Annotated in this window: 16 protein-coding genes; 15 read left to right on the plus strand and 1 reads right to left on the minus strand. The window is 63.1% G+C overall.

Annotated elements, in window-relative coordinates; all coding sequences use genetic code 11:
• Nucleotides 1–229 precede the first annotated feature (229 nt).
• From ASE60_RS30825 to ASE60_RS30835, 3 genes are read left to right on the plus strand one after another with little or no spacing between them, the layout of a single operon-like run.
• The gene (locus ASE60_RS30825) at nt 230–838 is read left to right on the plus strand and encodes a TetR family transcriptional regulator (protein ID WP_057255397.1); all 609 of its coding nucleotides are present in this window, start codon (nt 230–232) and stop codon (nt 836–838) included.
• Between the two features lie 60 nt (nt 839–898).
• Nucleotides 899–2,038 carry an efflux RND transporter periplasmic adaptor subunit gene (locus tag ASE60_RS30830; protein WP_156414759.1) on the plus strand — a complete coding sequence of 380 codons (1,140 nt, stop codon included), beginning with the start codon at nt 899–901 and terminating at the stop codon, nt 2,036–2,038.
• 30 nt (nt 2,039–2,068) lie between these two features.
• Nucleotides 2,069–5,227 (plus strand): efflux RND transporter permease subunit, encoded by a 3,159-nt coding sequence (locus ASE60_RS30835; RefSeq protein ID WP_057255552.1) that lies wholly within the window; start codon nt 2,069–2,071, stop codon nt 5,225–5,227.
• Nucleotides 5,228–5,272: 45 nt separating this feature from the next.
• Here the strand turns inward: ASE60_RS30835 and ASE60_RS30840 are convergent, their stop codons facing one another.
• Nucleotides 5,273–6,070: a C1 family peptidase gene (locus tag ASE60_RS30840; protein ID WP_057255399.1), complete on the minus strand. Its 798-nt coding sequence runs from the start codon at nt 6,068–6,070 to the stop codon at nt 5,273–5,275.
• A gap of 705 nt (nt 6,071–6,775) precedes the next feature.
• Between ASE60_RS30840 and ASE60_RS30845 the strand changes: the two genes are divergently transcribed.
• The 12 genes from ASE60_RS30845 (at nt 6,776) to ggt (ending at nt 23,158) form a co-directional block, all read left to right on the plus strand.
• Complete coding sequence (locus ASE60_RS30845; protein WP_156414760.1) at nt 6,776–8,389, plus strand: ABC transporter substrate-binding protein; 1,614 nt, start codon at nt 6,776–6,778, stop codon at nt 8,387–8,389.
• A gap of 19 nt (nt 8,390–8,408) precedes the next feature.
• Nucleotides 8,409–9,392: an ABC transporter permease gene (locus ASE60_RS30850; RefSeq protein WP_057255401.1), complete on the plus strand. Its 984-nt coding sequence runs from the start codon at nt 8,409–8,411 to the stop codon at nt 9,390–9,392.
• Nucleotides 9,389–10,291, plus strand: coding sequence for an ABC transporter permease (locus ASE60_RS30855; protein ID WP_057255402.1), 903 nt, complete (start codon nt 9,389–9,391; stop codon nt 10,289–10,291). Before ASE60_RS30850 ends, ASE60_RS30855 begins: the two co-directional genes overlap by 4 nt.
• Nucleotides 10,288–11,103, plus strand: a complete 816-nt coding sequence (locus ASE60_RS30860; RefSeq protein ID WP_057255403.1) for an ABC transporter ATP-binding protein — start codon at nt 10,288–10,290, stop codon at nt 11,101–11,103. The genes ASE60_RS30855 and ASE60_RS30860 overlap by 4 nt, the downstream gene beginning before the upstream one ends.
• Nucleotides 11,100–12,041: an ABC transporter ATP-binding protein gene (locus tag ASE60_RS30865; protein ID WP_057255404.1), complete on the plus strand. Its 942-nt coding sequence runs from the start codon at nt 11,100–11,102 to the stop codon at nt 12,039–12,041. The genes ASE60_RS30860 and ASE60_RS30865 overlap by 4 nt, the downstream gene beginning before the upstream one ends.
• A gap of 82 nt (nt 12,042–12,123) precedes the next feature.
• Nucleotides 12,124–14,148 (plus strand): beta-N-acetylhexosaminidase, encoded by a 2,025-nt coding sequence (locus ASE60_RS30870; protein WP_057255405.1) that lies wholly within the window; start codon nt 12,124–12,126, stop codon nt 14,146–14,148.
• Nucleotides 14,149–14,413: 265 nt separating this feature from the next.
• The gene (locus ASE60_RS30875; RefSeq protein ID WP_112996426.1) at nt 14,414–15,292 is read left to right on the plus strand and encodes a LysR substrate-binding domain-containing protein; all 879 of its coding nucleotides are present in this window, start codon (nt 14,414–14,416) and stop codon (nt 15,290–15,292) included.
• 194 nt (nt 15,293–15,486) lie between these two features.
• Nucleotides 15,487–16,911 carry an aldehyde dehydrogenase gene (gene aldA, locus ASE60_RS30880; RefSeq protein ID WP_057255407.1) on the plus strand — a complete coding sequence of 475 codons (1,425 nt, stop codon included), beginning with the start codon at nt 15,487–15,489 and terminating at the stop codon, nt 16,909–16,911.
• Nucleotides 16,912–17,020: 109 nt separating this feature from the next.
• Nucleotides 17,021–18,298, plus strand: a complete 1,278-nt coding sequence (locus ASE60_RS30885; RefSeq protein ID WP_200964218.1) for an MFS transporter — start codon at nt 17,021–17,023, stop codon at nt 18,296–18,298.
• Between the two features lie 5 nt (nt 18,299–18,303).
• Nucleotides 18,304–19,521: a mandelate racemase/muconate lactonizing enzyme family protein gene (locus tag ASE60_RS30890; protein ID WP_057255409.1), complete on the plus strand. Its 1,218-nt coding sequence runs from the start codon at nt 18,304–18,306 to the stop codon at nt 19,519–19,521.
• A 22-nt stretch (nt 19,522–19,543) separates the two neighbouring features.
• Complete coding sequence (locus ASE60_RS30895; protein ID WP_057255553.1) at nt 19,544–21,157, plus strand: GMC family oxidoreductase N-terminal domain-containing protein; 1,614 nt, start codon at nt 19,544–19,546, stop codon at nt 21,155–21,157.
• A 258-nt stretch (nt 21,158–21,415) separates the two neighbouring features.
• Entirely contained in the window at nt 21,416–23,158 is a 1,743-nt protein-coding gene (gene ggt / locus ASE60_RS30900; RefSeq protein ID WP_057255410.1) for a gamma-glutamyltransferase, read from the plus strand.
• Nucleotides 23,159–23,353 lie beyond the last annotated feature (195 nt).

Here is a 23,353-nt window from a genome sequence, read left to right on the forward strand (position 1 = left end):
CTTGAGAAGAATCCGAGAAACGCGGCTCCAGAAGCGCCAGTAACCACCATAGCGTGTCGAGTCAACGACAGCCGGGTGACATTGGGAGGCGTTCGGCCGCGCGCGGCGAGCTCAATGTTGGTTATCAAATCGTGAACGTGCGAGCGTATTCTTTCATTGACGAGTGTCTCATTTCGATTTACGACTGACGAAATACAAAATTCGTCAGTCGTAAATCGAAAGGCAAGCGATGCAGGTGAGCAGCGATAACGTCGTGGATCAGACGCGTCAGGACAACATCACGCGGATCCTCGACGCAGCGGAGCGGTTGTTCCGGCATTTCGGCTACAGCAAGACCAATGTCGCCGACATTGCCAAGGAACTCGGCATGTCGCCGGCGAACATCTACCGCTTCTTCGCCTCGAAGACGGAGATCCATCAGGCGATCTGCGGCCGCATGCTGGCGGCCAGCTACCAGATGGCCCAGGAGATCTGCGCCTTGCCATTGAGTGCGAGCGAGCGGCTGCGGCGTTACGTCCACGCGCAGCATCAGATGACCGTTGAGCTCATGCTCGACGATACGAAGGTGCATGAAATGGTGGTCGTTGCCATCGAACGCGAGTGGCACGTCATCGACAAGCATATCGACAGGCTCGACGCGCTTCTCGCCGACGTAATTCGCGAAGGCATCGCCGCCGGCGAGTTCCCGGAACAGGACGCCGATGCGGCGTCGCGCTGTTTCGGTGCGGCGACCGTCACGCTCTGTCATCCGCAAATGGTTGCGCAGTGTCTCAGCAAGACAAACCGCGCGGCACCGGAAGAGCTGGTCGAATTCGCGATCAAGGGACTGAAGGTTTAGCCGGACTGCTTCCGGCGCCAATGCGGCGTCGGCCTATTTTTCAGGAGTGCGACTATGTTTATGCCGATTGAATTTCGCCGCCGTATTTCATTCATTGCCACCGTTGCGCTGATTTCGACCCTCTCGGCGGCGCTTGCCGGCTGCTCGGAAGAAAAGTCCGAAACCGCTGAAGTCGTGCGCCCGGTCAAGGTCGTCGAGATCGCCCAGGCCGACAATGTACGCCAGCTCAGCTATTCCGGCGCCGTGCGGGCACGGACCGAGATGAATCTCGGCTTCCGCGTCAGTGGCAAGATCGTCGAGCGCGTCGTCAATGTCGGTGACCGCGTCAAGGTTGGCGATCTTCTCGCCCGCATCGACCCGACCGACTACGAGCTCGCGGTGCGCAGCGCGTCCGCCAATCTGGATGCGGCCGAGCGTCAGGTCGAAACAGTCGAGCTGGTGCGCGACCGCGCCAAGCAGCTGCTTGCCAGGAAATTCGCCTCGCAGGCCCAGTTCGACCAGGCGGTGCTGAGTTACAACCAGGCTGTCGCCACGCGCGATGCAGCGAAGTCGGCACTGTCACAGGCGAAAAACCAGGTGGTCTATACCAGCCTCGTCGCCGATCGGCCGGGCATCGTGACCTCGATCAACGCCGATGTCGGCCAGGTCGTCGGTTCTGGCACGCCGGTCGCCACCGTTGCCGTCGAAGGCGAAAAGGAAGTCCAGGTCGCAGTACCCGAAACGGAAATCAGCAATTTCAAGGCTGGCTTGCCGGTGAAGGTCGGGATCTGGTCCGATGCGGGCCTGTCGCTCGATGGCACGGTGCGCGAGGTTGCCGGCAGCGCCGACCAGCAATCGCGCACCTTCTCGGTGCGTGTCAGTCTGCCAAACGACCAACGCGTCCTGCTCGGCATGACCGCGACCATCGAAGCTTCTGCCGGCAATGGCGTGTCGTTCGTCTCGGTACCCTTGAGCGCGCTGGCTGAGAAGGATGGCTATCCGATCGTCTGGGTCGTCGACCGCGGTACGGAAACCGTCCGCAGCCGCCCGGTCACGCTTGCAGACTTCACCACCAATGGTGTGCGGGTCACCGAAGGCCTCAAAGTCGGCGATCTCGTTGTTGCCGCCGGAACGCAGTTCATGACGGACGATCTCAAGGTGACGATCTCCAACGATACGACGCACCAGGCTGCTGCCGCAGCCGAAACCGTCGTGCGCTGACGTCACCAAGATAGCGGAACCGAGCCGATGATGACCTCCTCTTCCGAAGAAAAGCGGCCTTTCAACCTTTCGCGCTGGGCGATCGCGCATCCGAGCATGGCGCGGTTCCTGTTCGGCCTCATCATTCTCGCCGGTGCCTTCGGCCTGATGCGCATGGGGCAGAAGGAGGATCCGGACTTCACCTTCCGCGTCATGGTGGTGCAAGCCTTCTGGCCAGGCGCCTCGATCGAGGAAATGCAGGACCAGGTCGTCAACAAGATCGAGCGCAAGTTGCAGGAAACGCCGCACCTCGATTTCGTGCGCTCCTATACCCGCGCCGGCAGTGCGATCATCACGCTGCAGGTTGAAGGCGATACCAATGCCGAGCAAGTGGCGGACGCATTCTACCAGGTGCGCAAGAAGGTCGGCGACATCTCCAACGAACTGCCCGAAAGCTTGCTCGGCCCCTATTTCAACGATGAGTTCGGCGACACCTTCATCACGCTCAATTCACTAAGCGGCGAGGGCTACAGCTATCCGGAGCTGAAGAAATTCGCGATCCAGGCGCGCGATATGCTGCTGACGACGCCGGGCGTCGAGAAGGCTGTGATCATCGGCGACCAGCCGGAGAAGATCTATATCGACGTTTCCTCCAAGGTGCTCGCCGAACGCGGCCTGACGCTCAACGACCTACGCAGCACGATTGCCGGTCAGAACAATATCGACCCGGCCGGTTCCGTCGATACCGGTTCCCTCTCGGTGCGCATCTCGGTCGAAGGCAGCCTCGACAAGGTCGAGGACCTGAAGAACCTCAGGCTTCGCGCCGGCGGCCAGGTCACGCGCCTTGGCGAAATCGCCACGGTAAGCTCCGGGCTCGAGGATCCCTATTCGCGCAAATTCCGCTTCAACGGCCAGGACAGCGTCCAGATCGGCGTCGTCATGGCCAAGGGCTTCAAGGTGACGGATGTCGGCAAGGCGGTCGAAGAGACCTATCAGCGCTTCGAGACGTCGCTGCCCTATGGGGTCAGTGTCGACCAGGTCTCCAACCAGCCTGAGGTCGTCAAGGAAGCAGTCGGCGAGTTCATGAAGGCGCTCGGCGAAGCGCTGGCGATCGTGCTCATCGTATCGTTCCTGTCGATCGGCTGGCGCTCGGGCCTGGTGATCGCGATCACCATCCCGCTGGTGCTCGCCGCGACCTTCGCCATCATGTACGAGCTTGGCATCGATCTGCAGCGCATCTCGCTCGGCGCCCTCATCATTGCGCTCGGCCTCCTGGTCGACGACGCCATGATCGTCGTCGAGATGATGGAAAGAAAACTGGAGGAGGGACTGGTCAAGGTCGAAGCCGCGAGCTTCGCCTATACCTCCACCGCCTTCCCGATGCTGACCGGCACGCTGATCACCACCGCCGGCTTCATTCCTGTTGGCTTTGCCGCCTCGACCGCCGGCGAATATGTACGTTCGCTGTTTTATGTGGTCGGCATCGCGCTGGTCGTCTCCTGGTTCGTTGCGGTCTATTTCACGCCCTGGCTCGGCAACATGCTCTTGAAGCAGCGCAGCCACGCCGGAAACCATCACGACGTCTTCGACACGCGCTTCTATCGTCATCTGCGTTCGACGGTTGCCTGGGCGGTGCGCCATCGCATCATCGTGCTTTCGACCACGCTCGCCATCTTCTTCGTCAGCCTCTGGGCCTTCCAGTTCATTCCGAAGAACTTCTTCCCGCAGTCGTCGCGGCCGGAAATCCTGGTCGATCTGTGGCTGCCCGAGGGCACGAGCATTAAGGAGGTCGAAAAGCAGGCCAAGGCGCTTGAAGCCCGGATGATGGATGATGAGGACAAGCGCTTCATCGCCACCTATATCGGCGAGGGAGCCCCGCGCTTCTTCCTGCCGCTCGACCAGCAACTGCGTAATCCGAACTTCGCCCAGCTTCTTGTCATGGCCAAGGACGAACCGGCGCGCGAGCGGCTGATTGCCAAGATGCGTGCGATCCTTGCCGCCGACTTCCCGTCGATCCGTTCCAAGGTCGACCGCCTGTTCCTGGGGCCGCCGACCGGCTGGCCGGTACAGATGCGCGTCATGGGTCCGGACCGCGAAGAGGTCAGGCGCATTGCCGACCGGGTAACGGCGAAGTTCCACGAGAACCCACTTCTGGGCGCCGTTCACGACGATTGGCTGGAGCCGGTAGCGGGCATGAAGCTGGTCATCGACCAGGATCGCGCCCGCGCGCTTGGCGTCACATCCCAGCGCATCCGCCAGATGCTGCAGGCGAGCGTCACCGGTGCGCCGCTCGACAACTTCCGCGACGGCGAGGAGACGGTGGCGATCGTCGCCCGCGAGCCGGCCGAAAGCCGCAAACTGCTGAGCTCTGTCGACTCGATCTACATCCCGACCGACTTTGGCGGCTTCGTTCCGCTCTCGCAAGTCGCCAAGGTCGTGCCGGTGCTCGAGCAGGGCATCGAATGGCGCCGCGACCGCCTGCCGACGATCACCGTGCGAGGAACCTTGCCGGACGGCGTGCAGCCGAACGACGTGGCGATGAAGATGTTCGGTGAGATGCAGCCGCTGCGCGACAGCCTGCCCGCTGGCTATTCGATCGCCATTCAGGGCGGGGCCGAAGATTCAGCCGAAAGCCAGGCCTCGATCGCCGCCAAGGCGCCGATCATGCTCGGGGTCATCGTCGTGCTGTTGATGATCCAGCTCCAGCATTTCGGCAAGGCGATGCTGGTTCTCGCCACCGGGCCGCTCGGCATCATCGGTGCGGCGGCGGCACTGCTCATCAGCGGTGCCCCTTTCGGCTTCGTCGCGATCCTCGGCGTCATCGCGCTGCTCGGCATCATCATGCGCAACTCGATCATCCTGGTCGACCAGATCGACCAGGATATCGCCGCCGGCATGGACCGCGCCGAGGCGATCATCGGATCGGCCGTGCGACGCTTCCGCCCGATCACGCTGACGGCGCTGACGGCGGTGCTGGCGCTGATCCCGATCTCCCGCGGGGTCTTCTGGGGACCGCTCGCCTACGCCATGATGGGCGGTATCCTCGTCGCGACGGTGCTGACCATTCTGGTATTGCCCGCTGGCTACGCGCTCTTCTTCGGCCGGGAGCCAAAGAAGAGCACCGCGGAACCGGAGAAGGCGGACGAGGTCAATGCGGATGCCGAACTTGATGAGCCGCTCGCTTATCCGCCGGCCGTGGCGGCGGAATAACGCCACGGCCCTTTCAAAGCCAATTCGGGCTAGAACTGTCTGGGGTCAGGCCGTGACATACATGGCCTGGCCCTGAGCCAGATATTGGAACAGCTCATAGCTCATCCAGATGTAGCCGCGACGTCCGTTCCACTCGCAGCCCCAGTTCTGTCCGAAGCTGTTTTGGATGAGGATCGCCTGCTGCTCGTCGTCGTAGCCGATAATCAGCATGCAATGGCCGACATTCGGGACCTTGTTGAGGGGGCCGGTCATCGGGCCGGGGCCTTCGTATTTCATGAAGCCTTCGTTGAGCGACGTGCCGTAACAAAGCGCACCGCCGGCGGCGATGACCGCCTTGATCGCGTCGAGATCGCTGGTTTCGACGATGGCCCAGTCGGGAATCTGGAAGCTGCCATCGGTGGCGGCGTTGGGATCGTAGCTCGACCAGAGCTCGGGGCAGTTCGCATAATAGGGGGCGGTCTGCCAGTTCGGCGTTCCGCTCTGCTTGAGCAGATTGAGGTAGGATGCAAGCCGCGATCCCGCACAGCCCTTTTGCCCGTAGCTCTTCATGACTTCGATATAAATATGGGCTGGGCTTGCCTGCAGCGCCGTGCTCGATGGGGACTGGCTCGCCGCTGCGGCCGCCGTGTAGGTGGCGAGCCCATAGGTCGAAGCCCATGCGGCGCAGCTCCCGGGACTGCCGACATGGCGTGGCGTCCCCTGCGCCTTCGGGGGCGGGAGGTATTGCGGGTCGACGGTCGCCGCGGTCGGCAGCGCCGCGGGCACCTGAGGCCGGATGAGTGGGCCATCCTCTCGGATGGTGGGATCATAGCCGAGATCGAGAATTGCTTCATGCACCGACATGTAGGCCTCCTGTCAGCAGCTCCAGCTGCGTAGGTTGAAGGAATGATGTCACTGGGCAGGTTCCGGCAGTCCGCCGGTATTTCGAGGCGTGCTCAGGCTAAACCACGCTCCGGCCAAGGATCGCAGTTTGCCATGTTTCGAATTGATACACGCAGGGGTAGAGTATATCATGATCGTGCACGTTAGGTATCCTGAGTTTTAACGGGGTAACTCCGGAAGTTCTCCAGTTTCGCGGGCAGCAGATGATCTCGGCGGCGAGGGCGTCGGTCATCATGTGCTGCGAACCGGTCTGGGTGCTGCTTTTCACGCTGGCATTTCTCGGGACGCCGTTGAGCCTTTCGCAGATCCTGGGCTACGCCGTGATTCTCTTTGCGATGCTGAGCCAGGTTGTTCTGCGATCAAAATCGGGCGGCTGAACCGATCCCCGAGGCTCGATTTCCGCAATTGGTATTGCAATGAGAAATACCACTCACCCTCTTTTCCCGAAACTTTAGGCGGGGCGAATTAGCCCGATTGACAGCGCCTCTTTGGCAGACTTATCGTTAAGTCAAATTACTTGACTTAATAGATCGATCAACGAAACCTGAGGGGGAATTCGTCATGACGGCAGTCGAGGAAATGCGGCTTTTGGGTAACGCTCCGGAGGCCGGGAGGAAGAGGGTGACAGCGGCGCGATGGCGTCTTGGACCGGTCGCCGCAGCGCTGATGATGGTCGCGGCCGCCGAGGCCCGGGCCGAAGCGGTGCTCACCATGCACATCGAGGAACAAACGAGCTGGGTGCAGAACTTCAACCCGTTCGACCTCGGCGGCCGGCGGCAGAGCACCATGGATTTCGTCTACGAACCGCTGGTGATCTTCAACGACTATGACAGCGGCAAGCCGGTCTGGCGGCTGGCAACAGGTTACAAGTTCGCCGACGATCTGAAGTCGATCACCTATACCCTGCGTGACGGTGTGAAATGGTCGGACGGCAAGCCGCTGACCTCGGCCGACATGAAGTTTACCCTCGAGATGATGTTGAAGAACCCGGCCGTCGATACCGTTGGCGTCGGCGAGACCGTCGCCTCGGTGGAGGCGCCATCACCGACCGAAGTGAAGATCAATCTCAAGGGCGTCGACACGCATTTCCCGGAATCGCTCGCCGACTTTCCCGTGGTGCCCGAGCACATCTGGAAAGACGTGAAGGATCCGCTGGCCTTCAAGAACGAAACGCCTGTCGGCTCCGGCCCGATGACCGAGATCCGCCGCTTCACGCCGCAGGTCTACGAACAATGCCGCAACCCCAACTACTGGGACGCCGCGTCGCTCAAGGTCGATTGCCTGAAGTTGCCGCAGATCTCCGGCAACGACCAGATGCTGGCGCTTTTGCCGGAAGGCTCGATCGACTGGTTTGGATCGTTCCTGCCGCAGATCGACAAGACCTATGTCGGCCTTGACGCCGAACACAACGGCTACTGGCAGCCGCCGGCGGAAACCGTTGCCTTCCAGATGAACTTCAAGTCGTCGAACCCCGGCAATGCCGAGGCCTTCAACGACATGACCTTCCGGCGCGCCTTCAGCCTGGCGATGGACCGCACCGCGATGGTCGATATTGCCGGCTTTGGCTATCCCGTCGTCAACACCCTTGCGAGCGGCCTGCCGCCGCGCTTCGACAGTTGGCGCAACAAGGCAGCCGAGGGCGCGCAGGACGAGTGGCTGGCCTATGACATCGACAAGGCCAACAAGCTGCTCGACGATGCCGGTTACAAGAAGGACGGCGAAGGCTTCCGCACCACGCCGAGCGGCAAGCCGATCGCTTTCCCAATCATCGTTCCGAACGGTTGGACCGACTGGATCGACGCGGTGCAGATCGCGACCGAAGGCCTGCGCAAGATCGGCGTCAATGCGTCGGTTGCCACGCCCGAATACGAGCAGTGGCAGAAGCAGATCCTCGACGGCAGCTTCGAAGCGGTGATGAATTCGCGCGCCGACGGACCGACGCCCTTCCGCGGCTACTTCCAGTCGCTGTCGACCGGCTTCGGCGGGCGCATCACCAGCGCGCCGTCGCGTTACTCCAACCCTGAACTCGACAAGGTCTTCGACGAGTACCGCCGCGCCGCGACGGACGAAGAGCGCAAGAAGCTGTTTGACCAGGTGCAGGTGATCGTTGCCGACAACCTGCCTGTCGTTCCCGTCTTCAACGGCCCGACCTGGTACCAATTCTCGACCAAGCGCTTTACCGGCTGGGTCACCAAGGACGAACCTGTCATGAACCCCGAGGATCACGATAACAACCGGATGCGGCTGGTGCACCTGCTCCGCCTCAAGCCCGTGCAATAAGCGACAACAGGCCCCAACGATGCGACTTTCCCGTCGACGGCTTGCCGTCTATTGCGTGGCGTTCCTATTCGCGATCGTCATGAATTTCGCGGTTCCCCGGCTGATGCCGGGGAGCCCCGTCGACAGCATGATCGCCCAGCTCGGACCGCGGGCGACGCCCGCGGCCATCGAGGCGATCAAGGCGCGCTTCGGCGCGATCGAGCACCCGATCTGGCGGCAGTTCGTCGACTACGTCGTCGGGTTGGCCCATTTCGATCTCGGTGTTTCGGTCAAGTATTACCCGCAGACCGTCGTCGAGGTTCTCGGCCGCTCGGCCGGCTGGACCGCGTTCCTGGTCGTCACGGCGATTGCCTTTTCGCTCTCAATCGGCGTGCTCTTAGGCGCCATTGCCGCCTGGCGTCGTGGTGGCCGTTTCGACAGCTTCGTCTCGCCGTTCTCGGTCGTGCTAATCGCCGTGCCGCCTGTCATCATCGCGCTCGCGACGTTGTTCACCTTTGGCGTCACGCTCCGGCTGCTGCCGGTTGGCTACGCCTATGACCCGAGCCTTGATCCGGGGCTGGATTTCACCTTTTTCGGCAGCGTCTTCCTGCATGCGATCATGCCGGTGCTGACGCTCTCGCCCTATCTCATCGGCGAGTTCCAGACGACGATGCGCTCCAGCATGATCTCGGTGCTTGGCGAAGACTACGTCACCATGGGACGCGCCAAGGGCCTGTCCGAAGCGGCCGTGATGTTCGGCTATGCGGCGCGCAATGCCATGCTGCCGGTTTTGACCAACCTGGCGCTGATGCTGGGGGCGGTCTTCGGCGGTTCGATCGTCACCGAGATCGTCTTCAACTATCCCGGCCTCGGCCTGACGCTTTATACCGCGAGCGTCGCCCGCGATTATCCGGTCATCCAGGGACAGTTGCTCTTGATGACGATCGCCACGCTCGGGGCCAATCTCCTGGTCGATATCATCTATGGCGTGGTCGATCCGCGCATAAGGGAGGGCAGGGCATGAATGCGGGCGTCTCCTTGTTCTGGCGGCAGAAGAAAGCCGTTGCCGGACTTGTCATCATTCTCACGCTTTGCCTGATGGCGCTGTTTGCGCCGGTGCTGGCGCCCGGCGACCCGAGCGAACGCGTCGGCCGCTCGCACCAGCCGCCGACGGTCGAGCACTATTTCGGCACGACGAAGATGGGGCGCGACGTCTTTTCGCAATTTGTCTGGGGCGCTCGGCCGTCGCTTGCCGTCGGCTTTGCCACCGGCCTTGCCATTACCGCGCTCGGCACCATCGTCGGCCTCGTTGCTGGCTATTTCGGCGGGCGCACCGACGCGACGCTCGACCTCGCGACCAATGCCGTGCTGGTCATCCCCAACATCCCGTTGCTGATCCTGCTGGCGTCCTTTGCCGGCACGGTCGGGCCGCTTGCGATCATGGCGATCATCGCGCTCACCTCCTGGCCCTGGGGCGCGCGCATGACCCGGTCGCAGACCATGGCGCTTCGGCAGCGCGAATTCGTAGTGGCGGCGCGTATGGTCGGCGAGCCGCATTGGCGAGTGATCTTCGTGGAAATCCTGCCCAATCTGGTGCCGCTGATCGGCATCAACGTTGTCGGCAGCATCATCTACGCGATCGTCGCCCAGACGACGCTCGAATATCTCGGCTTCGGCGATCCGCTGCGGGTGACCTGGGGCACCATGCTCTACAACGCCCAGAATTCCTCGGCGATCATCGTCGGCGCCTGGTGGGACATCGCCGTACCGGCCGCAGGCATTGCCCTTGTCGGTCTCGGTCTTGCGCTCATCAACTTCACCTTCGACGAGATCGCCAATCCGCAACTTCGCTCCGGTCCGGCCTTGAGCCGCTGGCTGCGTCTCACGCGGATGCGCCGCCGCGAACTGGAGGCTGCCCGATGAGCGACGCACTGCTTGAAATCCGTAACCTCAATGTCGATTACCTGCTCGATGACGGTGCTTTCCGCGCCGTCAATGAGGTCTCTTTCGAGGTCAGGCGCGGCGAGCTCTTCGGCCTTGCCGGCGAGTCCGGCTGCGGCAAGAGCACGATCGCCTACGCGATCACCCGGTTGTCGAAAGCCCCGGCCTGGGTCGCCGGCGGCGAAATCCTGCTCGATGGGCAAGACCTTCTCAAGATGCCGGAATCCGCCTTGCAGAATGTCCGCTGGCGGCGGATCGGCATGGTGTTCCAAAGCGCGATGAATTCGCTGAACCCGCTGATGCGGGTCGAGGCGCAATTCTTCGACGTGCTGCGCAAGCACACCGGCGCGACGCGGCCACAGGCGCGGACGCGGGCGGAAGAAATGTTCCGGCTCGTCGGCATTCCGGCGGGTCGTCTCGACGACTATCCGCACCAGTTCAGCGGCGGCATGCGCCAGCGCATCGTCATCGCGATCTGCCTGGCGCTGAAGCCGGAGCTCATCATCATGGACGAGCCGACGACGGCGCTCGATGTGGTGGTGCAGCGGGAAATCCTGGAGCAACTCGTCGATCTGCAGCGCAGCCTTGGCTTCTCCGTGTTGTTCATCACCCACGACCTGCATCTGATGGCGCAACTCTGCCACCGGATCGGTGTTATGCTGAAGGGGCAATTGGTCGAGGTCGGCGACACCCAACAGATCAGCAGTGCACCGCAACACGATTACACGCGCAAACTCTGGGGCGCGATCCCGCAACTGCCACCCACCGTCCGCAGCCTGGGGGTCGTCGAATGAATGTGATGCCGGTAGCGACGACAATACCGCAGCAGCAGGACGCGATCGTCCGGCTGAAGGACATCAGACGCAGCTTCGGCGCCGTCGAGGCGCTGCGAGGAATATCCCTGTCTTTGAAGCCTGGCCGGGCTCTGGCCCTCGTCGGCGAATCCGGTTGCGGCAAGACGACCTGCGCACGCATCGTCGCGCGGCTCGATACGCCGAGTGCCGGAACGATGCAGTTTCGCGGCGCCGATGTTACCGAGGCGGGTGACCGCGCCGCCGAGAAGCTGCGCCGCCGCGCGATCCAGATGGTTTTTCAGGACCCCTTCGCGTCACTCAACCCGGTGTTCTCCGTCTACCATCACCTCGCGCGGCCGCTGCTTTTGCATGGCCATGCAAAGAACGTCGGCGAAGCGAAGGCCGCGGTCGCGCGGCTGCTAGCCGATGTCGGCCTTGATCCAAACATCACGGCGCGGAAGTTTCCGCATGAGCTCTCCGGTGGCCAGCGCCAGCGCGTCAACATCGCCCGGGCGCTTGCTGTTGCGCCGGACGTGCTCGTCGCCGACGAGCCGACGTCGATGCTCGACGTTTCGATCAGGCTCGATATCCTGGAGCTTCTCGCGCGCATCAAACGCGAACGGAATCTCGCAATGCTCTACATCACCCATGATATCGCCACGGCCGCCCACATCGCCGAGGAGGTTGTGGTGATGTTTGCCGGCCAGATGGTCGAATGGGGAGAGACGGCCGACGTCATCGGCAACCCTCGCCATCCCTATACCCAGCTTCTTCTTTCGGCCGTGCCCGATCCGGATCGCCCGTTCGTGCCGGGGCAGAGTGCCCGCTTCCTTGCCCATGCCGAAGAGGTGCGGCGCCTCAGCCGGCCGGCATCGGACGTGATGGAGGAGGTCGCCGAAAACCATTTCGTCCGCGCCCTTGGCCAAGCCCCGACGTGAGCTATGTGAACCCAGGTCAAGCCCCCGAGTACTCCGCCGGCCTTCGGCCGGCTGCAGAAACTAACATTCATGGAGCCGTTTGATGACGTTTGCCGCTAAATCTGAATTCCTGCTGGAAACCCTCTGGGTGCCGGTCGGCACAGCTGACAGGTCGGTCTATGCACTGACCTTGACCAACAACTCGGATCGAGTGCTCAAGGGTTTTCGCCTCGGCGTTTCCGGCCCGGCTCGTATCGACCCAGCTGCCGAGATTGAAGGTGGCCGGCTCCTGATCCGCCTCTCCAACTATGCGGAGTTCGCACCGCCGGAAGGCCTCGAAGTGCCGCCGGGCGCCACCTGGACGCTGAAGGCACACGGGATGAGCTATGAGCCGCGCCATTGGACCGATGGCGCCAACGCTGCCTTCCTGGTGCTTTCCGATGGCGCAATGGCGCCGGTCGCGGTGCTTGCTTCGCGGGCGCACGGTGACAATTCCGAACTGAAGCGTGGTGCTGCCGTCTATCCGGTGCCGAAGGTGGCGCCGGTCCCGGTCTCGATTGTGCCGTGGCCGCAGGCCGTTTCCGTTTCCGGGCAACTGGTGGCGCCTCCGGGGCTCGACCTCAAACCCGAGGGCGAGGAAGCTCAGAGCGCTGCAAAGGCGTTTGCCGATCTCACCGCAAGTCTGTTCCCGGTCGAGGGTATCGTCCGCCCGGCATCGGAAGGCGGCTTTCCGGTTTCGCTGTCGCAGGCCGGCGACCTCGGCCCGGAAGCCTATGTCATCCGCTTCTCTCCCGCTGGCGTCGCCGTTTCCGGCAGCACGCAGACCGGCCTCCTCTATGGCCTGATCACGCTCGGGCAGATCCTGCGCGGCGCGCGGCTGCATCCGGGCACCTTCGTGTTTCCGACCGGCGGCGAGATCGGGGACGAGCCGGCGCTCGGATGGCGCGGCACCCATCTCGACGTCGCGCGACAGTTCTACAGCACCGCCGAAGTCGAGCGTTTCCTGCGGCTGATGGCCTGGAACAAGCTCAATCGCTTCCACTGGCACCTGACCGACGACGAGGCCTGGCGCGTCGAGATCGATGCCTATCCGGCCTTGACGGAAATCGGCGCCTGGCGTGGCCATGGCCGCAAGATCCCGCCGCTGCTCGGCTCCGGTCCGCAGCCGACCGGCGGCTACTACACGAAGGCCGCGATCCGGCAGATCGTGACACTTGCCGCAAGCCTTGGTGTCGAGGTGATGCCGGAAATCGACATTCCCGGGCATTCCTTCGCGATGCTGCAGGCAATCCCCGAACTGCGCGATCCCGAGGAACAAGGCAGCTACTTTTCGGTTCAGGGCTTCCCCAACAATTGCCTCAACCCGGCGCGCGAAGAGACCTACCGCGTCTTGGAGATCATCTTCGACGAACTGATCGAACTCTTCCCGATGCGGGCCATCCACGTCGGCGCCGATGAAGTGCCACTCGGCGCCTGGTCGGGCTCGCCTGAGGCGCTCGCACGGCTTCGGGCGCTTGCCGGAGACGAGGTTGCCGGAACCCATGCCAAGCGCCTGAACGTCGTCACCAACACCCACGGCGCCGACGAAATCGATGGATCGGGTGCTGCGGTACTGCAGGGTGAATTCCTGGCGCGCGTGCAGGCGTTCCTCGCCAGCCGCAACTGCGTGACCGGCGGCTGGCAGGAGGCCGCGCATGGCAACGTCATCGACAAGGCGAAGTCGCTACTTTTTGGCTGGCGCACGGTCGAGGCGTCGGCAGCCCTTGCCGAGGAGGGCTACGACATCGTCGTCTGCCCCGGTCAGGTCTACTATCTCGACATGGCCAACAGCCCGGCCTGGTCGGAGCCTGGCGCCAGCTGGGCCGGTTGGTCGGATCCGGAAAGGCTCTACACATTCGATCCGGTTGAGGGCTGGACCGACGCGCAGAAGAAACACCTGCTCGGCGTGCAATGCTGCATATGGTCGGAGCCGATGACCGACCGGGCTGTCTTCGATCGGCTGGTGTTCCCGCGGCTTTCCGCGCTCGCCGAAACCGGCTGGACGCGGCCGGAGCGCAAGTCCTTCAAGCGTTTTGAAGCGCTGGTCGGGCTGATGCCGGTGCTCTACGGCTTTTATGCTGCGGAGTAGGAGCGAGTGAGTTTCCAGTTTTCGTCTGGGCTTGGCCAGGCGATTGATTGGATAGGCAAGCGGCGGCGTAAGCCGCCGTTTGTCGTTCGGAGATAGCCGGGCGCGTGCTTGCGGTCAGCCTGGAGCGATTTGGATTTTCGTGCTTGTACGCTGGAGCGTGGCACGCAAAAGTGCGCATCGATCCCGCGACGACAGTCGCGGAGATGTGTGTGCAAAGCTTTCTGAGGCCAAAATCTCGATGCGAAGACTTCCTGGATTGTCGGCGATGAAAGTCTTCGAGGTGGTCGGGCAGACCCGCAGTTTCACGCGGGCGGCCGAGCGGCTCAACCTGACGCAGAGTGCCGTCAGCCGGCAGGTCCGCAACCTCGAGGACGCGCTCGGCGAAGACCTTCTCATCCGCCGCCACCATCACCTTGAACTGACGCCCGCCGGCGCCGAACTGCTGGCGACGATCCAGGAGGCGTTTCACAGCATCGAGGTTTCGCTGCGCAGCATCACCGAGAAGAGCAACCAGAACCGGCTCAGGATCAACGTGCCGCCGACCTTTGCCAAGCGCTGGCTACTGCCGCGTCTTGCCCGGTTGCGCGAGGCTCTGCCCGACGTCGATATCAGCCTCAGCACGGAAGCCACGGATACGCTTGCCGAGCGCGGGCTTCTGGACTGCGCGATCCGCTTCGGCGACGGCGAGTGGCCGATGCTCGATGCCAGCATTCTCATGACGGAGCGACATGTCGTCGTCTGCGCGCCGTCCTTGCTTGAGGGGGCGAAAGTCGAAGGTCCGTCCGACCTGCAGCGCTTCACTTTCCTGCATGTGCTTGCCTCGCCCGACCGGCGTTATCTGACCTGGCGGCACTGGCTGGATGCGGCGGGTTTTCAGGACGTCGATACCCGCGGCGGACTGGAATTCGACCTGCTCGATCTGGCGATCGAGGCAGCCTGCGCCGGGCTCGGTGTCACCGTTGCCGACCGCTCGATGGTCCGCAACCAATTGCAGTCGGGTCAGTTGGTGCAGCTCTTCGACGTTGCAGTCGAGGGCCATGAATCCTACTGGTTCGTGACACGGCCGCAATCGGCAGGCAACCGCAAGGTCGATGCCTTCCGCGCCTGGTTGCTGGCGGAGGCCGCCGCCGACCGGGCCGAGTGAGCAAGCATTCCTTTTTGGAATGCTCTCACCGAAAATTACTCGCTTGTGCCCTTTTCCGCATCGTCGCATCAATTTTCCTGACGGTTGCGGTCAGGGAGAGAGGCCGGATCATCGCTCGTGAAGCTCTCTCCCGGCTAGTCCGCCTCCCGCACCGCCATCGGCGTGCGGATCGCGGCGAACAATTCCGAGATGCCATGAGCCCCTATCGCAACTTCTCCGGCGGCCGCTTCATCGAAAGCTCCTCTACGACTGTGATCGACGTGCGCAATCCGGCGACCGGCCAGGTGTTCACCTCCGTGCCGGCGGCAACGGATGACGAGGCGAAGGCAGCGGTCGATGCCGCGGTGAAGGCGCAGCGCGTCTGGGGTGCCTTGCCGGCAATCCAGCGCGGTGACGCGCTGCGCCGGCTGGCGGCGGTGTTGGAGAGCCGGGCCGAACGCATCGGTGCCGCGCTGGCGAAGGAGTCGGGCAAGAGCCTTGCCGATGCGACCGCCGAAGTGATCTACGGCGCCGAGCTGATGCGCTACCACGCTGAATGGGCCCGCCGCATCGAGGGCGAGGTGATCGAGAGCGACAATCCGGGCGAAACGCTGATCCTGAAGCGCGTGCCGATCGGCGTCGCCGCCTGCCTGATCCCGTTCAACTATCCGATCTACACGCTAGTGCGGAAGATCGCCCCGGCGTTGATTGCTGGCAACGCCGTCGTCGTCCGGCCGAGCAACAACACGCCGACCTCCGCGTTTGCCGTCGCCGAGGCAATCGTCGAAGCGGGTCTGCCCGACGGCCTCGTCAACATCCTCACCATGTCGCACAATGTCGCGAAGACGCTCTGCACCCATCCGGGCATCGGTATGATCACGCTGACAGGCAGCGTTTCGGCCGGCCGCGTCGTGCTCGAATATTGCAAGGAAAACATCGCCAAGCCGTCGCTCGAACTCGGTGGCAAGACGCCCGTCATCGTCGAACCGGGCGCGGATCTCGATGCCGTGGCGCAGATGATCATCGCCGCCAAGACCACCCATTGCGGCCAGGTCTGTACCAGCGCCGAGCGGCTCTACGTTCATGAAAGCGTCCATGATCGGCTGCTTGCCAAGCTGCGCGAAGGCTTTACCGCCCGCGCATTCGGCGACCGCGCCGAGGATGCTGGTCGTATGGGGCCGCTCACCAATGTCGCCGCCCAAAAGCGCGTGCACGAGATGGTCGAGCGGGCGAAGGCCGAAGGCGCCGTCGTTGAGACCGGCGGCTATCTGCCTGAGGGAGACGGCTATTTCTACCCGCCGACGCTGATTTCCGGCTGCCGGCAGGACATGGAGATCGTTCGCGAGGAAGTGTTCGGCCCGGTGCTCGCCGTTCTCCGCTACTCCACCTTCGAGGAAGCGTTGGCAAAGGCGAGCGACCATCAGTTCGGCCTGAGCTCGGTGCTCTTCACCGAGAATTACCGCACGGTGATGCGTGCCAGCGATGCGATCGAGGCCGGCGAACTCTACGTCAACCGCTTCCCGGCCGATCCCTATCAAGGCTTCCATGCCGGCTGGAAACGTTCGGGCCTCGGCGGCGACGACGGCAAGCACGGCATGCTGGAATTCACCCAGACGCGCCTCGTCGTCCTGAAACACTAGACCCTTTGAGATTCAGCAATTCCGGACCGAAGCCGGAATTGCTCTGACACCAACATCAATACCGGGCCGGTGGCAATGCTCTCGCTGTCGGCCAGGGAGGAGACTGCCCGTGAGCTCAATTGCCGAAACCGAAGTCGCGGCACCATCCGTGTCGGCCCGCAGCCGCTACCTTCAGCTGGCGCTGATCGTGATCGCCGCCGGTGCGATCTATCCGATCCTCTATCTTCGTCAGTCCTACCAGACGACGATGCTGGAGGTGCTGAAGCTGAGCAACACCGAGCTTGGCGTCCTCTATTCCATCCTCGGCACCAGCTTCCTCGTCGGCTACCTGCCGAGCGGGTGGCTTGCCGACCGCGTCCAACCGCGCATCCTGATCCTGCTGTCGATGGTGGGCACTGGCCTCCTTGGTCTCTGGTACGCGACGCTGCCCGGTTATTCGTCGCTCCTCGTCATCTATTGCGGCTTCGGCGTCACCACGGGTCTCACCTTCTGGGCAGCGACGCTCAAGCAGGTAAACCTGATCGCCGGTGCCAATGAGCAGGGACGCTTCTTCGGGATCCTCGACGGCGGACGTGGCCTGGTGGAAGCACTGCTCGCAAGCGTCGCCATCGCGCTCTTCGTCTTCACGACGGAAACGCGCGGCGCCGGACTTGCCACCGGCTTCCGCGACGTCGTGCTGCTCTACGCCATTTTCTGCATCGTCGTCGGCATCGCCTATTTCGCGGTGTCGCAACCGGTTGCCGCGGACAGGACGGCGCGCAAGCGCGAGGGCAGCTTTCTCGCCGACATCAAGACGCTGCTTCGCATTCCCGAGGTCTGGCTGGTCGCGGCCATCATCTTTTGCGGCTACCACGTCTTTCTCGCCACCTACAGCTTCTCGGCCTATCTGCAGGAGGGCGGCTTCGGCATTTCCGCCGCCATGGCCGGCCTGATCGTCACGGTCAAGCTGTGGCTGCGCCCGGTCGGCGGTATCGGCGGTGGCTTGCTCGGCGACCGCTACGGCAAGACCGGCATCCTGCTCCTGAGCTTCATAGTCACGGCCGCCAGTCTCGTGGTAATGATCGCCCTGCCTGGCATCGGCTCGACCGTCCTCTTCGTCGGGCTGGTGCTGCTCGTTGGCCTCATCACCTATACGATCCGCGGGCTCTACTGGGCGATCCTCGACGATTGCCATGTGCCGGCGAACATCACCGGTCTCGCCATCGGCATCATTTCGCTGGTCGGCTACGCGCCCGACACCTACCTGCCGCTGGTCAACGGATACCTCTCGGACCGCTATCCGGGCATCACCGGCTACCAGCTCTATTTCGGCTATATCGCCGCCGTCTGCGTCCTCGGCGCCATCGCCACCCTGGTTCTGATGGCCCGCCTCAAGAAAAAGGGATGACACCCATGAAGATCGCGTCTCTCAAGACCTATGCCGTCGCCGTCCCGCCACCGCATGTTGGCGGCATGTACTGGATCTTCGTGCGTCTCACGACCGCCTGCGGCATCGAAGGCATCGGCGAGATCTATGCGACCTCGTTCCATCCGAGCGCCATGACGCCGCTGATCGAGGACGTGTTCGAGGGGCACCTGCTCGGCCATGATCCGCACCAGATCGAGCGCTTCTGGCGCTCGGCCTATTCGAGCGGCTTCACCCAGCGCCCCGATCCGACGATGATGGGCATCGTCTCGGGTCTCGAGATCGCCTGCTGGGACATCATCGGCAAGGCCGCCGGCCGGCCGGTCTCGGATCTCCTCGGCGGAACGGTGCACGAGAAGCTCCGCGCCTATACCTACCTCTACCCGAAGAACGCCGCCGGCGAGTTCGATTTCAACGATCCGGATCTCGCCGCCGAATGCGCAGTCGAGATGGTCGAGATGGGTTTCACCGCCGTCAAGTTCGACCCGGCCGGTCCCTATACCAACTATTCCGGCCATCAGCTTTCGCTCGGCGTCATGGACCGCTGCGAGGAATTCTGCCGCAAGATCCGCGACGCGGTCGGAAGCAGTGCGGATCTGCTCTTCGGCACCCACGGCCAGATGGTTCCGTCCTCGGCCATCCGCCTTGCCAAGCGCCTGGAAAAATACGATCCGCTCTGGTTCGAAGAGCCGGTGCCGCCGGGACAGGAAGCGGCGATGGCCGAGGTGGCGCGCGCAACCTCCATTCCGGTTTCGACCGGAGAGCGCCTGACGACCAAATACGAGTTCCAGCGCGTGCTCGAACTCAAGGCCGCGTCGATCCTGCAAATGAACGTGGCGCGCGTCGGCGGCTTGCTCGAGGCGAAGAAGATCGCCGGCATGGCCGAGGCCTATTACGCCCAGATCGCGCCGCATCTCTACAACGGTCCGGTGGGGGCTGCGGCCAGTATCCAGCTTTCGGCTGCCACGCCGAACTTCCTCATCCACGAGGCGATCCTCGATTTCTCCGGGTTCCACGCCGACGTACTGAAGACCAAGCTTACCGTGGAGGACGGCTACCTCATCCCCTCGCGCGAGCCCGGCCTCGGCATCGAGCTCAACATGGACGTCGTCGAAAAGCACACGCCCTACACCGGCGAGCGTCTGCACCTCCAGATGGACAGCCGGCCGGCGGACGTGAAGGCCTTTGCCCCCGCGCGCGGGTGAATTCGGATATCAGGGACACGAGATGATCTACGATTACATCATCGTCGGCGCCGGGTCGGCGGGTTGCATCCTTGCGAGCCGGCTCAGCGAGAACGGTCACCACAAGGTGCTCTTGATCGAGGCCGGCGGCAACGACAATTCCTTCTGGTTCAAGATCCCGGTCGGTTACGCCCGCAGCTACTATAACCCTCAGGTGAACTGGATGTATTCGAGCGAGCCGGAAGCCGAGCTTCAGGATCGCAGCATCTACGTGCCGCGCGGCAAGGTCCAGGGCGGCTCCGGATCGATCAACGCGATGATCTACGTGCGCGGCGCGCGCGACGATTTCGACGACTGGAAAGCCGCCGGCAATGCGGGCTGGGGCTATGACGACGTGCTTCCCTATTTCCGCCGGCTCGAAACCCATGCGCGCGGATCGTCGCAATGGCATGGCGGCGAAGGCCCGATCCACATCACCCCGATGCGCGGCATGACGCATCCGATCACCGACGCCTTTCTCGAGAGCTGCGGATCGTTGCAACTGCCACTGAACGATGATTTCAACGGAGCCTCGCTCGAAGGCGCCGGCGTCTACGACGTCAACACCAACAACGGCCGCCGCTCGCATTCGAGCGCCGAGTATTTGCGCCCTGCGCTCAAACGGCCCAACCTGACGATCGAGCGCTACGCCCAGGCCGAGCGGCTGGTCTTTGCGGATGACGGGCGCGTGACCGGCGTCGATGTCGTCCAGAACGGTGCCCGCCGGCGCTTTACCGCCGGCCGCGAAGTCATCCTTGCCGCCGGGGCCGTCGGCAGCCCGCAGCTGCTGCAGGTCTCGGGCATCGGCGACGGCAAGACGCTGTCTTCGCTCGGGGTTAAGACACAGCGGCATTTGCCGGCGGTTGGCCAGAACCTGCAGGATCACCTCTGCGCCAGCTTCTACTATCGTGCCACCATCCCGACGCTCAACGACGAGTTCGGCAGCCTGTTCGGCCAGATGCGGCTCGGCCTGCAATATCTGCTCACCGGCAAGGGTCCGTTCTCGATGAGCGTCAATCAGGCCGGTGGCTTCTTCCGCGGCAAACCTGACGAAGAGCGGCCGAACATCCAGCTTTACTTCAATCCCCTGTCTTATCGGATCCCGAATGATCCGAAGGCCGGGCTGAAACCGGAGCCCTATCCGGGCTACCTGATCTGCTTCAACTCCTGCCGGCCGACCAGCCGCGGCAGCATCCAGATCGCATCCGGCGACCCCGCGCAAAAGCCCCTGATCCGGCCGAACTACCTGACGACCGACCGCGACATCGACGAAGTGCTGCAGGGAAGCCGGCTGGTGCGGCGGATCGCGTCGGCCACGGCGCTCTCCTCACTGACCGCGGAAGAAATCTCGCCCGCGCCGCGCGTTCAGAGCGACGACGCGCTGATGGATTATTTTCGCGAAAACTCAGGCTCGATCTACCATCTCTGCGGCACCTGCGCGATGGGGCCGGACCAGGCGAGCTCCGTCGTCGACAGCAGCCTGCGGGTTCATGGCGTTCCGGGTCTGCGCGTCGTCGACGCCTCCATCTTCCCGAACATTACGGCTGGCAACATCAACGCTCCGACGATGATGGTTGCGGAAAAGGGCGCGGCTCTCATCCTGGCGGATGCCGCCTGAAGAGAGCCGTATGGTTCCCCACGTTGCCTGCGGGGGGAGCCCGCCCCAAGACAGCCCCTCGCGTTCAAACGCTGCCATCGGTCAGGTGTGAATTGCCATCGCCGACCGGGCGTGGCTATACTCCGCTGACTTCATAGCTGCCCACAATCAGTGCTTGCCTGCCAAAAGATTGTTGCCGCCGCGTTGAACGCGGTGGCGGGCGTCCGCGTCGCGGCCGCCGGCAAGGCACTGCGAGCAACGCCTGCGAGGGAGAGACGCATGCTGAGTTTTCGCTTGAAGAGCCTGCCCGTCACCTTGTTTCTTGCGCTGAGCCTGGCTCCGCCGGAGGGCCGAGCCGCCTCGCCGGAACCGGTTAAGGCCGAGCATGGCATGGTGGTGACTGCCCAGCACCTGGCCTCGGATGTAGGTGTCGCGGTCCTGAAGAGCGGTGGCAACGCCGTCGACGCAGCCGTTGCCGTCGGCTACGCACTCGCCGTCACCTATCCGACCGCCGGCAATATCGGCGGTGGCGGGTTCATGACCATCCGCTTCAAGGACGGCAGGACGACCTTCCTCGATTTCCGCGAGCGGGCGCCGCAGGCGGCAACCAAGACCATGTATCTCGACGGGAAGGGAGATGTCATCAAAGGGTTGAGCACCGATGGTTATCTCGCCGTCGGTGTGCCGGGGCCCGTCATGGGTTTCGAGGTCGCGCGGAGCCGCTATGGCACGAAGCCGCTTGCCGAACTGATCGCGCCGGCGATCGCGCTAGCCAAGGATGGCTTCGTGCTGGAGGAGGGCGATGTCAGTACCTTCGAGGGCAGGGCCGAAAGGCTGGCGAAAGATCCGGCGGCGGCCGCAATCTTCCTGAAGCCCGACGGCAAGGCCTTTGCGGCCGGCGAAAAACTCGTCCAGACGGACCTTGCCGCATCGCTTTCGAGCATTGCCGAAAAAGGCCCGGACGCCTTCTACAAGGGCGCGATCGCCGATCAGATCGTCAAGGCGAGCTCGGAGAAGGGCGGCGTGCTCGCCAAGGCGGACTTCGAGCGCTATGCGGTGCGCGAACTGGAGCCGGTCAAGTGCAATTATCGCGGCTATGACATCGTCTCCTCGCCGCCGCCGTCTTCCGGTGGCGTGATCATCTGTGAAATCCTCAACGTGCTCGAAGGCTATCCGCTTTCCTACATGGGCTATGGCGCCGCGGACACGGTTCACGCGATGATCGAGGCGATGCGCCATGCCTATGTCGACCGTAACACGTCGCTCGGCGATCCCGATTTCGTCGAAAACCCAGTCGCCAAGCTCACCGACAAGGCCTATGCGAAGGAAGTCCGTGCCAAGATCGATCCCTTCCGCGCCGGTGTCTCCGCGACGCTGATCCCGAAGGGCTTCGGCGAAAGCAAGGAGACGACCCACTATTCGATCATCGACGACGAGGGCAACGCGGTCGCCGTCACCTATACGCTGAACGGCTCCTTCGGCGCCGGCGTGGTGGCGCCGGGAACCGGTATCCTGCTCAACAACGAGATGGACGATTTCACCTCGAAGCCGGGCGTTCCCAATCTCTATGGGCTGATCCAGGGCGAGGCCAATGCGATCGCGCCCGGCAAGACGCCGCTGTCGTCGATGAGCCCGACGATCATCTCCAAGGACGGCAAGCCGTTCATGGTGATCGGCAGCCCCGGTGGCGCCCGCATCATTACGATCACGCTCGAGGCGATCCTCAACGTCATCGATCACGGCATGAACATCCAGGAAGCCGTCGATGCGCCGCGCATCCATCACCAGTGGCTGCCGGACAAGGTGTTCATGGAGCCCTATGCGCTCTCGCCCGACACCCGCAAGCTGCTGTCGGCGATGGGCCATAACGTTCAGATCGACGAAAGCTGGACGATCTGGGGGCAGGCGACCGGCATCCTCGTCGGCGGCGAGAGCCTCTCCGACATCGAAGCCGGCGGCGGCGCCCGCTACAATGGCGCCGTCGACAGCCGCATCGGCGCAGGTGCTGCGCGCGGTTACTAGAGCAATTCCAGGAAAAGTGCGAAACGGTTTTCCGTCCGGAATTGCGTAATTTCAAAGACTTAGATCACTTCAGTGTTTCGATGAGTGAAATGATCTAGGGCCCGAGATAGCGGGTGGCCAGTCGGTGCTTTGACACCCTTTGAAAGCAGCGGATAGCCGGTTCGCTGCGCGCTTTCGCATGTGCGATCACCGGGT

This window comes from Ensifer sp. Root278 (assembly GCF_001429285.1).
Classification (GTDB): domain Bacteria; phylum Pseudomonadota; class Alphaproteobacteria; order Rhizobiales; family Rhizobiaceae; genus Ensifer.

What these genes read in the sequence shown, in the direction of transcription:
- ASE60_RS30825 (WP_057255397.1), top strand. Translation starts at nt 230, where the DNA reads ATGCAGGTGAGCAGCGATAACGTCGTGGATCAGACGCGTCAGGACAAC.
- ASE60_RS30830 (WP_156414759.1), top strand. Translation starts at nt 899, where the DNA reads ATGCCGATTGAATTTCGCCGCCGTATTTCATTCATTGCCACCGTTGCG.
- ASE60_RS30835 (WP_057255552.1), top strand. Translation starts at nt 2,069, where the DNA reads ATGACCTCCTCTTCCGAAGAAAAGCGGCCTTTCAACCTTTCGCGCTGG.
- ASE60_RS30840 (WP_057255399.1), bottom strand. Translation starts at nt 6,070, where the DNA reads ATGTCGGTGCATGAAGCAATTCTCGATCTCGGCTATGATCCCACCATC.
- ASE60_RS30845 (WP_156414760.1), top strand. Translation starts at nt 6,776, where the DNA reads ATGATGGTCGCGGCCGCCGAGGCCCGGGCCGAAGCGGTGCTCACCATG.
- ASE60_RS30850 (WP_057255401.1), top strand. Translation starts at nt 8,409, where the DNA reads ATGCGACTTTCCCGTCGACGGCTTGCCGTCTATTGCGTGGCGTTCCTA.
- ASE60_RS30855 (WP_057255402.1), top strand. Translation starts at nt 9,389, where the DNA reads ATGAATGCGGGCGTCTCCTTGTTCTGGCGGCAGAAGAAAGCCGTTGCC.
- ASE60_RS30860 (WP_057255403.1), top strand. Translation starts at nt 10,288, where the DNA reads ATGAGCGACGCACTGCTTGAAATCCGTAACCTCAATGTCGATTACCTG.
- ASE60_RS30865 (WP_057255404.1), top strand. Translation starts at nt 11,100, where the DNA reads ATGAATGTGATGCCGGTAGCGACGACAATACCGCAGCAGCAGGACGCG.
- ASE60_RS30870 (WP_057255405.1), top strand. Translation starts at nt 12,124, where the DNA reads ATGACGTTTGCCGCTAAATCTGAATTCCTGCTGGAAACCCTCTGGGTG.
- ASE60_RS30875 (WP_112996426.1), top strand. Translation starts at nt 14,414, where the DNA reads ATGAAAGTCTTCGAGGTGGTCGGGCAGACCCGCAGTTTCACGCGGGCG.
- aldA (WP_057255407.1), top strand. Translation starts at nt 15,487, where the DNA reads ATGAGCCCCTATCGCAACTTCTCCGGCGGCCGCTTCATCGAAAGCTCC.
- ASE60_RS30890 (WP_057255409.1), top strand. Translation starts at nt 18,304, where the DNA reads ATGAAGATCGCGTCTCTCAAGACCTATGCCGTCGCCGTCCCGCCACCG.
- ASE60_RS30895 (WP_057255553.1), top strand. Translation starts at nt 19,544, where the DNA reads ATGATCTACGATTACATCATCGTCGGCGCCGGGTCGGCGGGTTGCATC.
- ggt (WP_057255410.1), top strand. Translation starts at nt 21,416, where the DNA reads ATGCTGAGTTTTCGCTTGAAGAGCCTGCCCGTCACCTTGTTTCTTGCG.